The organism is Dyadobacter sp. (assembly GCF_039919315.1).
Lineage (GTDB): Bacteria > Bacteroidota > Bacteroidia > Cytophagales > Spirosomataceae > Dyadobacter.
The window spans coordinates 57,793-71,261 of record NZ_JBDSFX010000102.1 but is presented as its reverse complement, the minus strand read 5'-3'; the positions used below and the strand labels follow the sequence as shown (position 1 = coordinate 71,261).

Below are 13,469 nucleotides of genomic sequence, written 5' to 3'. Positions count from 1 at the left end.
AATTTTTTCACAATATTACCACAAGATCGATCTAACCATTTTTAAGCTAATGATAAAATTTTCCTTACTAAAGTCCAGCTCACTCCGGCTGGCAGCATCACTTTGCGCAGTTTCTCTGGTCTCTTTTACTTTACAAGACACCACTCCCAAACCTGACGAAAGCAGGTTCACTCCCGTTGTGATTGCTGATAACCTGGACGAACCTATGGTTTTCGAGGTGATGAAAGACGGCACGGCTTACATTATCGAAAGAAAAGGAGCACTGAAAAAATACGACCCAATAACCAAATCAACGGATTTAATTGCGACCATCCCTGTCAACACCAAATATACGAGTGCAGAAGGAGTGGTGCGTGAGGCCGAAGAAGGATTAATGGGTTTCACAATGGACCCGAATTATGACAAAAACCACTGGATTTACCTGTACTATGCCCACCCTACAGAAAAAAAACACATACTGGGACGTTGGGAGATAAAGGAAGGCCAACTGGTAGAAGCCTCCAAAAAGACCTTGTTGGAAGTAGAAACACAGCGTGAAGTTTGCTGCCATACGGGCGGGGGCATGACCTGGGACAAAGCCGGAAATCTTTACCTGACAGTTGGGAACAATACCGGTAACCAGAAAGGCGCACAAACCGACGAACGTCCGGGTAGAAGCAGCTGGGATGACCAGGGACATGCCGGTAATACCAATGATTTAAGAGGAAAAATATTAAGGATACACCCTGAGGCAAACGGTACCTATACGATTCCGGATGGAAATCTTTATCCGAAAGGAACCGCTAAAACGCGTCCGGAAATCTATTCAATGGGCCACAGAAATCCATGGCGCATTTCCGTAGATAGCAAAACAGGGTACGTGTACTGGGGTGAAGTAGGGCCCGACGCTGGCGAAGACTCGGAGATCGGCCCAAAGGGTTATGATGAAATGAACCAGGCCAAAAAACCCGGCAACTTCGGCTGGCCATGGTTTGTGGGTAACGACCAGGCATTCCCGGTTTACGACTATGCCGCAGACAAGCCCCTCGCCAAAAAAGATCCTAAAAATCTGGTCAATAATTCCCCGAACAATACTGGGTTGGCCGAACTTTTCCCGACTGCACCTTCATTTATATATTATCCCTATGGCGTGTCTGAGAAGTTCCCACTTGTTGGCTCAGGATCGCGCAGTGCTACCGGTGGTCCTGTCTACCATCAATCGGATTTCATTAGCCCAAAACGTCCCTGGCCAGCATATTATGAGAACAAATGGATCGCTGCCGACTTCTCACGTGGCTGGATCATGGCGATCACAATGGATGATAAAGGCGATTACCAGTCCATGGAAAGGGTATTACCAAACTACCACCCGGTTCAGCCGATTGATATTAAATTCAGCCCCGACGGTGACTTGTATATTCTCGAATATGGAAGCAACTGGTTTCGCAAAAGCGATAATTCCCGCCTGGTCAGAATCGAATACAATGGCGGCAACCGTAAGCCACTTGTGGAAATTGCTACGGATAAAAAAGGCGGTACCGTGCCATTTAAGGCAAAACTTTCTTCGGAAGGAACCAAGGATTACGATGGTGACGCATTGAAATACAGCTGGAAAATCACCAGCGCCGGCAAGACCGTGAAAACCTTTACGACTGCCAGTTCTGAAATTTCTTTTGACAAACCAGGTATTTATACAGCCAGCCTTACTGTTACCGATGCAAAAGGATCCAGCAACAGTAAGTCAATAAAGATCATTGCGGGGAATGAGCCGCCAAAAGTTGCCGTGGATCTGGATGGAAATCAAACATTTTTCTTTGCCGGTAAACCGATTCGCTACCAAGTGGATGTGGACGATAAAGAAGATGGCAGCCTGGCTGCCGGAAAGATCAAACCTGAGCAGGTAGCCATCAGCATTGATTACACTTCGGAGGGATTTGACTACGCAGAGGTCATTCAGAGCCAACGCAGTGTGGATGCTTCCACGCAGTTCGCGGTAGCGCAGGTATTGATGGGAAAAAGTGATTGTAAAGTCTGCCATCAGCCTAATACCAAATCTGTCGGCCCTTCATTTGCAGATATTTCCAATAAATACAAAGGGCAGAGCGGGGCGCTTGACAAGCTCGTAAAAAAGGTACGGGAAGGTGGTTCAGGCGTTTGGGGTGAGGTAGCGATGGCCGCGCACCCAAGTCTGCCTGTGGCCGACGTGGACGTGATCGTGAAGTACATACTGAATAGCACGGATAAGACACTAAGTACATTGGCCGTTAAAGGTGATTACACGCCCGATATCCCTAAAGGCGACAATGGAAAAGGCACCGTACTGATCAGGGCGGCGTACACTGACCGGGCCGTGGGCAACAACAAGGCCATTCCTGCGCAAACATCCGAGGAAATGATCGTGCTAAGAGACCCTGAGATCTTCGCTGCCGAAGCCTCCGTTGTGAAAGGCGCAGAATTAAAAGCGCTGGGAGTGGCCGGGCAAGGTTTCAGTGTAGTAAGTTTTGACAAGAGTTATCTGGGTTTCAAAAGCATCGACCTTTCAGGAATACAGAAACTCGAATTGAATGCTGCGGCACAAAAGCGCGAAGGCAGTGTGGGTGGTACCATTGAAGTAAGGCTTGACTCACCCACAGGAGAAATCATTGGTCAGCAAAACGTAGAAATCGCACCGGAAGTAGATATCGCCAAAGTAATGGCAGAAATGGAGAGCGAGAAAAAGAATGCGAAGCCAGCTACTCCGGCGAAAGCACCGGCCAATCGTTTTTCCAGGCCTCCGATTCACATTACGCTCCGTGATATTAAAGGAAAACATGATCTGTACCTGGTTTTCAAAAACGATAATGCCAAGTCCATTGAACCTTTGTTTTCGTTTTCAAAAATTACTTTTCAGCAGTAGGTACATAGTTTGATTCAAACACGCCTTCGATCGGCTAGGAAAGCAAAAGCCTTTCTTAGCCGATCACTTCGTTTAGATCCGGCGTACCGAATCTTTTCAGGCTAATAATATGTGACTTCAATGCAGCTAGAAAACAGCTGTTTTCTAGGTAGGGCACAAAAAAATCCCCCTTGCTCAGGAGGATTTCCACAATGATTATGTGATCGAAAATCAGATAACGTTAACGTTAACCGCGTTCAATCCTTTTCTACCATTTTCTACTTCGTAAGACACATTATCATTTTCGCGAATGTCAGTATTCAAACCCGACGAATGTACAAAAATGTCGTCCCCACCATTTGTAGGAGAAATAAAACCAAAGCCTTTGGCTTCATTAAAAAATTTAACAGTTCCTTCTTGCATTATTTTATCTTTTATTAAGCTGCAAATATAATACAAAATTCTAAATTTTCTACATAAATTGATTAAATTCAGTATTTTATTCACTCTTGTTACATTATGTCTCTCTCGGTATCTATTTATCACAAAACGGAATATGTTTATGACCGGAAGGTTTTTCTCTCTCCGCATCTCTTTCGGCTCAGGCCAGCCGCACATTCCCACGCCGTCATTAACAGCTACCAACTAACCATTTTACCGCCTACTCATTACATTCATTGGCAGCAGGATTTGTTTGGCAACTTTATCGCCAGGGCGGATTTTTCCGAAGCTATCAATGGCATGTCGCTGGAAGTCAGGCTGGACGCGACATTAAATCCATATAATCCCTTTGATTTTTTGCTTGATGATTTTGCACAGTCTTTCCCTTTCTTTTATCCTGCCCGCATTCAAAGCGATTTGGCTTCCTACACTGAAATCCTCGACTGGGGACCGCGCATCACACAATTGGTACAGGAAGCAAAAGCATTGAATGGCGATACCATTGGCTTTCTGGTCGAACTAAACAAGCTCATATACAGACATGTCGGATACACGCAACGAATGCAGGTAGGCATTCAAACCTGCGAGCAGACACTGGAGAGCGGCATGGGCGCATGCCGGGATTCTGCCTGGCTACTGGTGCAGGTATTGCGCCATCTGGGTCTGGCCAGCCGCTTTGCATCGGGTTATCTTGTTCAGTTTATAGGTGATGCAAGCATTGGATCCGTCGATTTGCATGCCTGGGCGGAAGTATTTATTCCCGGCGCGGGCTGGATAGGGCTCGACGCAACCTCTGGACTTTTTACCAGTGAAGGCCACATTCCGCTTGCTTGTACGCCCCGCCCAGAGGATGCGGCCGCAGTGACTGGTACTACTGATCCGTGCCAATCCTCGATCTACTATCACAGCTCGGTCACAAAACTTTCCACTGGAAATAGTCAGGCAGTTCCACTTTCCTGAAAGCAGGTCAGTCAGCATGTTCGACCACATTCCGGCCGTCTATCCCGGAGTTAATCAAACTTTAACACAGCAGCACGTTAAATGCGGCGATGTGGTGACTTATTGTTTAAATATGGATAGATAAAATCATTTTATGAACAAAAAAATCGGCTTAGTCACGCTTGCCACTGCTTTTGTGATGGTTACCTGTCAGGTTTCGCGCCAGAGCACACCGGATACCCTCCTTACTACCACAGACGCATCGGTCAATGCCATTCCGGCGTTCACAGCGGACCCTTCACCCGCGCATCTTACACCGGAACAAAGTATTAAAACTTTCAAACTTCCCAAAGGTTACCATCTGGAACTTGTGGCCAGCGAGCCAATGATCCACGAGCCAGTCGCGATTGCCTGGGATGGGAATGCGCGTATGTATGTAGCCGAGCTTAACACCTACATGCAGGATGTGGAAGGGACGGACGAGCACGCGCCCACTAGCCGGGTAATGCTCCTGGAAGACACCAACAATGATGGCAAAATGGATAAAAGCTCTGTTTTTATCGATAAAATGTTATTACCCAGGATGCTTTTATGTGTTGGCGACGAAGTACTGGTCAATGAAACAGACACTTATGATGTTTTTAGTTACAAAGACACTAACAAAGACGGAGTGGCCGATGTGAAACGGGCGGTTTATACGCCCGGCAAAAAGTCGCCCGGCAACCTTGAACACCAGCGAAGCGGTCTAGACTGGAATATTGACAACTGGATTTATATGGCCGTGGATCCCGTCAGGTTTCGCTACAAAAACAACATGCTGGTCCCCGATTCTATCCCTAGCGGTTCGAACGGGCAATGGGGCATTACCCATGACAATTATGGAAGGCTGTTCTTCTCTTCGGCCGGGGGTGAAGTGCCGGCCCTGGGATTTCAGATCAACCCTATTTACGGAAGAATGGAATTTGACGATCAGTACAGCGAGCAGTTCAATGACGTTTGGCCTATTATCAAAACACCCGATGTAGAAGGCGGCCTGAAACGACTGCGCCCGGATACGACATTGAACCATTTCACTGCCAGTTGCGGGCAGGTTATTTTTCGCGGCGACAGGCTCCCGGCCGATCTGCAGGGCGATCTCCTGATCAGCGAGCCTGTGGGCCGATTGATCCGGCGCGCCAAAGTGATCAACAAAGACGGTAAGATCACCCTTGAAAATGCCTATCAGAAAGAAGAATTCATCGCTTCAACCGACATGAATTTCAGGGGCGTGAACATGTACACGGGCCCCGACGGCTGCCTGTACCTGGTAGACATGAACCGTGGGATCATACAGGAAGGAAACTGGACAGGTCCCAATAGCTACCTGCGTCCTCAGATCAAACGTCTGGGGCTTGACAAGAACATTCAACATGGAAGGATCTACCGAATGGTATACGATGGCATCAAGCCCGGGCCAAAGCCTCATATGCTGGATGAAACCGCTGCCAAACTCGTCACATACCTGGGCCACCCCAATGGCTGGTGGCGCGACAATGCGCAGAAAGAGCTTATTGTTCGCAACGATCAATCGGTGGTACCGGTGTTAAAAACGATCCTGGCAAGCCAAACCGGCAAGTCTAATGCGCTTTCTCGCTTGCATGCATTGCAGACCTTGGAGGGATTGGGCGCCCTGGACCATCATGCTATCGCCAACGCCCTGAAAGATGAAGATGCTGAAATCAGGAAAGCGGCTGTAAGATTAGCAGAATCGTTTCTTAAAAAAGACAATGGGCTGATCAGTAACCTTGCCACCCTTAAAACTGACCCAAGTAGCGACGTGCGCGTGCAGCTTGTTTTTTCGCTTGCATACAGCCAGTCTGCGGAGGCAAAAAAGCTGTCGGATGAACTGGTGAGTGCATCGAATGGCAATCCGGTGTTTGCCCGGGCCGTAAGGAGTATCGAGAAGAATGAGGATGCCAAAAAATTTGGTCTTCGCCTGGGCCGCCTGGATGCGGGTGACCGTACGCTGGTCATGAACGGTTCGATCATTTATAAATCGCTCTGCGCTACCTGTCACGGCGCCGATGGAAAAGGACTGGTTAGCAAAACCGCCCCTCCATTGGCAGGCTCCAAAAGGCTGGCCCGAAATACGGATGCCTCGGTGCATATTTTGCTGCAAGGACTTTCGGGCCCTGTCGATGGGCAGACCTACCCTAGCGAAATGCCCGCTATGAAAGATAATGATGATCAATGGATTGCCTCAGTGGTTAGCTATGTGAGGCACGAATTCACAAATGCCCCTCCCATCCGCCCGGACGCTGTAAAAGCGATCCGCGAGAAGACTTCCGGACGTGATAGAGCATGGACATTGGAAGAGCTCTTGGAGAAAAAGGCGCAGTAGGTTGCTTTAAAAATCTTTTATAGCAAGTATGAAAACCCCGGCCGGAAATGATCCGGCCGGGGTAAAAAAGTTGTTTTCCATTCAAAATATACGTATCTTACTGCTAATCAGTTAATCTGAGAACTCTCTCCGCCCCGGCTCGCTGCGAGTCAATCCATTCTTAGCCTGGATTAAGATGGAACAACCTCCATTGGAGCTTTGTAACTCACTTTAACATTTCCAGACATGACAAATAAGATATTAAAGGCCTTAAAAGCATATTTGCTCTTACCGGCCCCAGACAAACTGATCTTCCTAAGCCAAATCAATGAAATAGAGCAAATGCCAGCGACGGTCAGAGTGGATTATACAAAATCACTTTTTGCACGGGCATCTGGCGAGAAAAAAAACGCAGGGGCTTAGTAAGGCGATAAGATCAGTAACTGTGGAAATTCAGTCGCATTGCCTTTTATTGCCATTCCCTTGCCGGTGCCGAGGCTTTCAATTCCAGTTTCTGATCGATTAACTTCCGCCCGGCTAGCAGGGCCATAGCTGACGGATGATGTAGTACACGCGCGTTGGGACCTGAAAAATCCGTGTCCCAGACTCCGGAGTGATGCCAGACGTCGAGTCGGTCCCAATCGGGCCTATCAATGATCGGGTAAATGCAAACACCCAGCAATGGTACATTCCTATCGATGAGCTCCGCACATTGAGATGTGATCATTTCGATCCATAGCGGCCGGTCTTCTTTGGGGTGGCTGGTTTCAGATAAAATAATGGGTTTCCCGTATCGGTAATAGGCACTTTCAAGGAGATCAGCCAGTGGTCGCCATCGGGGATCATGCACGGGATCATTCCAACCCAAAACTTCGTGGCTATCGATGGTCCATTGGTTGTTATAATAGTAATTGTAACCTAACACATCCACCAGATCCCCGCTTCCACCCAGCTCAGGGCAGATTCGCCCGCAAAGCATATCAATGGCCTGGAATTGTTGTTCATTTTCAACTTGGGCCAGAGCCAGTTCCTCATCGGTTGGAAAAAGACCAGGTACCATATTGACAAGCGGCTCAGTCGTGACAATCCTGACCAGTCCACTGATCCGCTTCATGGCTTTTGATGCCGCGATATATGCACGCACCAATGCGTATTTCAATTCCCAGCCATTCTTCGTGCAATACGGCACTGTCCCTCCTACCTCACCCCCTAGCCACGAAATGAAGCTCACCTCATTGACAGGAGTCACATACATTAGCTTCCCGGGATTATGCTTGATATAAAAAACGGTAAAAGCTTCACAAAGCGCCACGAATCGGGATGTAAAATGCGGGTGGAACGGACTAAGATCAGCGGGGTATCCAAAGTGGCAAATATCCCAGATCTGCTGCACATCATATTCCCTTCCGGCATGCATCATATCCAGTACAAAATCGAAATTGTAATGGTAGGGCTTGTACTCTACCACACTCCATCGGATACCTTCTCGCACTGTGCGAATGCCCAAAGAGCTGATCCGTAAATAGTCTTCACGGATCAGCGCCAAGTGCCCGGTCATTTGGAGGAGGTCTACCCTGTCACCGCTCGCATTGAGCTGATCGGTGCATTCAAACCCGGCCATCCAGAAAGTTTTAAATGGACTGCGCATGTGCTTGGTTGCTATACACATGGCTAGCTGGCTTTTTTCAACTCAGTGACAAGCACAACCGAGTTGTTCTGACGTTTGACCGCCAGCATCAATTCTACCATTGCGGTAAAAGTATCCTCCCACGACTTATCAGAAAGGAACTCATCTACGGCTTGCAGCAACTGCCTGTCCTCCGACTTTTTCAATTCGTACTTGATGGCCGAGATAAACGTCTCGGCATCACTGCCAATGCTCACCAATCCCATTTGTTCATACGGATGCACGACATCGCGAATCGCAGTAGATACTACGGGCTTTCCGGCGGCGAGGTACTCAGGCGTTTTCGTAGGGCTGATGAACCGCGTGGATTCATTGAGAAGAAACGGGATCAGCGCAACGTCCCAGCCTGATAAATATGCAGGCAACTCCTGATAACTTTTGGATCCGAGGTAATGAATGTTATCGGCAACTGGTAATGCAGCTGGATCAATCTTCACCACGGGGCCGATCAGTACAAGTTGCCAATCCGGCTGTCTGATAGCAATTTCTCTGATCAATTCCTGATCAAACCGCTCGTCGATCACCCCATAAAAACCCAGCTTGATGCCAGTGATAGAGGCCTGGTCTTCTGGTTCAGGCATGGCTGCCCTGGCTGCTTCAAAATGGGCCTTGTCAATACTGCTTGGAAATGGGTGAATGTTATGGTGGCTAGTCTTTTTCGCTTCATAAAGGCTGACGCCTCCGGTGAAGACAACGTCAGCCTGTCTGAGCAGCAACTTTTCAATAAACTTAATCCTTGGCGGTGCAAATTTAAAGGCCGACAGCTCGTCCATGCAGTCGTAGACAATTGTGTCTGGTGTAAATGATTTTGCAAATTCGAAAGCCATGGGCGTGTAGTACCAAAAGATGAAGTTGCGGCAGTCGCGATCTTCAAAAAAAGATCCGAGCAGCGCCCTCATCATGTTGATGGTTTCTTCCGTTGTCGCGCCTGCTGGCAAGTGAGGCACGCAGACAGACAGGTTTTCTAGCTTTCTTTCAAATGTAATGTAGGGGCTCCCGGGACTATCATAAAAAGGTTCTTCCAGGAAATACACATGAGCGATGTCAGCAAAGCGGGTCATCAGGTGCTGCGGGCGCTGAAACACAAAATCCCATCTCAGATGAGAAAAACAAAGCAGGTCTTTTTGTAAGTTGATGGTCATATCTAAATGATAAGTGCTTAGTAAAAATTGACACCAATCAATAAGAACTATGCCAGCGACTCCGACTCGGCAAAAACCAGTGTTTAGGAGGTCATAATGCAGCTTATCCGATCTCACTGCGGCTGAATCTTCCCATGCAAATTAATTTCGGTGCAATTGATGCTCAGACGCTTCACGAATTCCACAGTTGTTACTACGGACAGGGTTTTATCTTATGGTACCGCATTCAAATTCCAACCTAAAACTGATACCGCGCCTGGCACGAAAATTATCGATGTCGCTCCGAGTTGGCAATATCATCTCATTAGAGAAGTAACATCACACCTACTATGGAAAGACATATCGAAAATCAATTACTGGAATCACCTGGTGAGCTGAAAGTAAAAACGCTGCCGGGCGAACCTTATCCCCTCGGTGCGACGTGGGATGGAGAAGGCATCAACTTTGCCATTTTTTCCGAGAATGCCGACAGTATCGAGCTTTGCCTGTTTGAACCGGAAAATGAACAGGACGAATACATCAAAATCAAAATTGAGGAAGTTACGCACCACATCTGGCACGTATATGTGCCCGGACTCAAACCCGGCCAGCTTTATGGATACCGGGCATATGGGCCATATGACCCTGCAAAAGGTCACCGTTTTAACCCTAACAAACTATTGCTCGACCCATACGGAAAAGCCATTAACGGCACCGTAAGATGGGATAACGCGGTTTTCGGGTATCAAATCGAAGGCCCCGATAAAGACATGAGTTTCAATGACAGCGACAGTGCGAATTTTATCCCTAAGGCTGTGGCCATTGACCCTGACTTTGACTGGCAAGGAGACACCCGTCTTGAAATTCCTTACCATAGTACGGTCATTTACGAGGTCCACGTAAAGGGCTTTACTATGCGTCGGGAAGAGATCCCGGAACAGATCCGCGGTACCTATGCTGCAATAGCCCATCCTGCTTCCATCCAATATCTGAAAGCGCTGGGCGTGACTGCTGTTGAGCTGATGCCCGTGCATCATTTTGTAGAAGACCAGCATTTACTGGAAAAAGGACTGACGAATTATTGGGGTTACAACACATTAGGCTTCTTCGCACCGGATGCCCGGTATAGCAGCAACCGAGAGCCGGGTGGGCAGGTCATTGAATTCAAGGAAATGGTCCGTGAGCTGCATAAGGCTGGGATGGAGGTTATCCTGGATGTGGTGTATAACCATACTGCGGAAGGTAACCACATGGGGCCGACGCTTTCATTCAAAGGGTTGGATAATGCTTCCTACTACCGGCTGATGGAGGACAATAAGCGGCATTACATGGACTACACGGGTACAGGCAACACGCTGAACGTCCAGCTTCCCAATGTACTTGCATTGATCATGGACAGTCTCCGTTACTGGATAACTGAAATGCATGTGGACGGTTTCCGGTTTGACCTGGCGGCGGCACTGGCGCGCACCTTGCATGATACTAACACACTCAGCTCATTTTTTAACATCATACATCAAGACCCGGTGATTTCACAGGTGAAGCTCATCGCCGAGCCGTGGGATATTGGGGAAGAGGGATATATGGTCGGCAAGTTTCCTCCTGGCTGGGGAGAATGGAACGGCGTTTACCGCGACCAGATACGTGATTTTTGGCGTGGCTGCGATATTGAGATGACAGCATTTGCCCAGCGCTTTACGGGCAGTCCAGACCTGTACCAGGGTGATTATCGCAGGCCCACTGCCAGTATCAACCTGATTACCGCTCACGACGGGTACACCCTCAATGACCTGGTGAGCTACGACGAAAAACATAATGAGGCTAATGGCGAAGACAATAAGGATGGCGATGATAATGGCCATTCGTGGAATTGTGGTGTAGAAGGCCCTACGGACGATCCGGAGATTATTGCGCTCAGAAACAGACAAAAAAGAAATCTATTAACCACCATGTTCCTATCACAAGGCGTACCCATGCTGGTTGCGGGTGACGAAATTGGGAGAACCCAAAACGGTAACAACAATGCATACTGCCAGGATAATGAAATATCCTGGCTTGACTGGGGTTCGGCCGACCAGCAGCTATTGGAATTCACTAAGTCGCTGATCCGGTTTTGCGAAGATCACCCTACCTTCCGGCGCCGGCGCTGGTTCCAGGATTTGCCGGTGACTGGCTCGGATGCAAAAGATATTATGTGGTTCCGACCGGATGGACACCAGATCTCCGATCAGCAGTGGGAAGGGGGCTCGGCACGCTCCTTTGGGGTTTTTCTGAATGGACAAGGTATCAGGTGTGTTGACAAGAACGGCAATAAGGTCACCGACGAACATTTTTACATCATTTTCCATACTGGTGACAAGCCGCTCGATTTCGTATTGCCAGGCGATGAATGCGGCTCCAACTGGCACATTGTGATCAATACAGCAGAAAACTTTATCGGGGACAACGAATACATTATTGCATCCGGTGACAAGCTCAATGTGCTGGCGCACTGTGTGGTTGCATTAACGTGCCGATCACTCGCATGATTTTTAATAGTAATCGTCGTTAAAAGAATTTGAAACAATGGAACCAAATCAAAACACGCGCGACGGACGAAACGAACCTATATCTAATCACTTCCCAGTCTCCCAATGTGCTGCATCCACTGGCTTCGACTCCGGCGAACCCTTTTGACGCAGGAAAATGGTTAACAGGACGACACTTGCTATTGACAGGAATTCACTTTGCCAATTCTGGAAGCTTTCAAACCAGAAATTGGCCTGCGTCAGGTAGTTGCCCAGCGTGTCCTGGGGCAGGCCGTTCAGCACCTGCTGATCGTTATGGTCAATCCAGCTTCCATAGAGGTGAAGATACCAGCTTATCAAGAACAAAACGCCGAACGCAATGAATAGTGAATTTTCATAAAGCTTTAAGATTATCCCTCCTTTCCGCACCGGCCATGGAGCGTCCGGCCCGGGCTTTGGCTCCCTATCGACTTCTTCTGGCTCGTCGAGTGATTTGGATTCGGCTGAACCTTGCTGGCGAAGGCCAACGGTCAGCATGATATACAATGCCATTTGCAGGAATTCACTTTCGAAGTTTTCAAATGTTGCTGAAATAAAATGTCCGCTTTGCAGGTATTCGGAAAAGGCCATTGCAGGCGCATGATCCTGTTCGCGTTCGGCGTTGTGCTCCTGCCAACCTGTAAGAGCCTGAGCACCCAATGTCACCACGAACAGTGATAGAAAGAGCATACCTAACCCGTTTCTGTAAAAAAATGAATGTTTAGAAGATGGCTTCATGATCAAATTGTTTTATTGTTAGGTTTACTTTGGCAAAAATGTGAACTGAATAACACCTGCCTGAGCGCCGTCATCATTGCTTCGCTGCCAGCCAAACGATACCGGAAAACGCTCTGCCAGGAAAATTCCAAATCCCAGTGACAGCTTTCCTTTTTGGTGACTGCCCGATATCCAGTCGCCTAACAAATGAAGTTTTTTATACCAGATACCAGCATCAAACGCTGCCTGTACGCCGTACGAAGGCCCATCACCCAGGTATCTGTGGTTACCGATGTATGGTCCGGCTGCAAACTGATATTGCCCGTCAAGGCCTGCTGAGTAGGCCAGGTTAGCGTAGCCAAAGTATGCGAAACTGCCATGATGATGTGACACCAGCGTTCTTCCGCCCACACCTCCTATTCCAAAGGATAATTGATCACTCAATTCGAAAACTTTCTGCGCATTGACCAGCAGTAATGGCGAAAACGGGATCGCTGTGGAAGTATCATTAAATTCAAACTGACGGTCTTTCAAACTAAAATTCAGGTTGATCAGGTTCATACCAATCTCCCAGTTTCTGCCCAAACCATAAGTGAATGTCGTGGAAGATTCAATCTGATCATCGACCTCAAACTGCTGCTGCACACTTACTTTCCGGAAATCGGTAATATCCGAAGACGATACATTGAATACTGTTAATTGGGCAACAGATCCGAAAAATGGACCACAAATGAGCAATAGAATAAAAGAAAGTTTGCAAAATAGATTCATAGATGTCTGGTTTAAAAAAGCCGCCTGGTTTTAC

General features: G+C 47.9%; 9 protein-coding genes. 4 read left to right on the top strand and 5 right to left on the bottom strand.

Going from position 1 to position 13,469, the window contains the following annotated elements; all coding sequences use genetic code 11:
- The first annotated feature begins 49 nt into the window (after positions 1 to 49).
- A complete protein-coding gene (locus ABIO93_RS29840) occupies positions 50 to 2,875 on the top strand; it encodes a PQQ-dependent sugar dehydrogenase (RefSeq protein WP_348073688.1) in 2,826 nt (941 codons plus the stop codon).
- Positions 2,876 to 3,085: 210 nt separating this feature from the next.
- Here ABIO93_RS29840 and ABIO93_RS29835 read toward each other — a convergent pair whose 3' ends face one another.
- Positions 3,086 to 3,277 carry a cold-shock protein gene (locus ABIO93_RS29835; RefSeq protein WP_348073687.1) on the bottom strand — a complete coding sequence of 64 codons (192 nt, stop codon included), beginning with the start codon at positions 3,275 to 3,277 and terminating at the stop codon, positions 3,086 to 3,088.
- A 96-nt stretch (positions 3,278 to 3,373) separates the two neighbouring features.
- Here ABIO93_RS29835 and ABIO93_RS29830 point away from each other — a divergent pair, with 96 nt between their 5' ends.
- Both ABIO93_RS29830 and ABIO93_RS29825 read left to right on the top strand, forming a co-directional pair.
- Positions 3,374 to 4,255, top strand: coding sequence for a transglutaminase family protein (locus ABIO93_RS29830; protein ID WP_348073686.1), 882 nt, complete (start codon positions 3,374 to 3,376; stop codon positions 4,253 to 4,255).
- Positions 4,256 to 4,388: 133 nt separating this feature from the next.
- Positions 4,389 to 6,614 (top strand): c-type cytochrome, encoded by a 2,226-nt coding sequence (locus ABIO93_RS29825; protein ID WP_348073685.1) that lies wholly within the window; start codon positions 4,389 to 4,391, stop codon positions 6,612 to 6,614.
- A 448-nt stretch (positions 6,615 to 7,062) separates the two neighbouring features.
- Here the strand turns inward: ABIO93_RS29825 and ABIO93_RS29820 are convergent, their stop codons facing one another.
- Together ABIO93_RS29820 and ABIO93_RS29815 are read right to left on the bottom strand one after the other, a co-directional pair.
- Positions 7,063 to 8,262: an amine oxidase gene (locus ABIO93_RS29820; RefSeq protein ID WP_348073684.1), complete on the bottom strand. Its 1,200-nt coding sequence runs from the start codon at positions 8,260 to 8,262 to the stop codon at positions 7,063 to 7,065.
- A gap of 2 nt (positions 8,263 to 8,264) precedes the next feature.
- A complete protein-coding gene (locus ABIO93_RS29815) occupies positions 8,265 to 9,422 on the bottom strand; it encodes a glycosyltransferase family 1 protein (RefSeq protein WP_348073683.1) in 1,158 nt (385 codons plus the stop codon).
- A 329-nt stretch (positions 9,423 to 9,751) separates the two neighbouring features.
- Here ABIO93_RS29815 and glgX point away from each other — a divergent pair, with 329 nt between their 5' ends.
- Positions 9,752 to 11,929, top strand: a complete 2,178-nt coding sequence (gene glgX / locus ABIO93_RS29810; protein WP_348073682.1) for a glycogen debranching protein GlgX — start codon at positions 9,752 to 9,754, stop codon at positions 11,927 to 11,929.
- Positions 11,930 to 12,016: 87 nt separating this feature from the next.
- On the opposite strand, the gene ABIO93_RS29805 is transcribed toward glgX, so the two are convergent.
- Entirely contained in the window at positions 12,017 to 12,685 is a 669-nt protein-coding gene (locus ABIO93_RS29805; RefSeq protein ID WP_348073681.1) for a DUF6766 family protein, read from the bottom strand.
- 24 nt (positions 12,686 to 12,709) lie between these two features.
- On the bottom strand, positions 12,710 to 13,435 hold the full coding sequence (locus tag ABIO93_RS29800; RefSeq protein ID WP_348073680.1) for a hypothetical protein: 726 nt from the start codon (positions 13,433 to 13,435) through the stop codon (positions 12,710 to 12,712).
- Between the last annotated feature and the right edge of the window lie 34 nt (positions 13,436 to 13,469).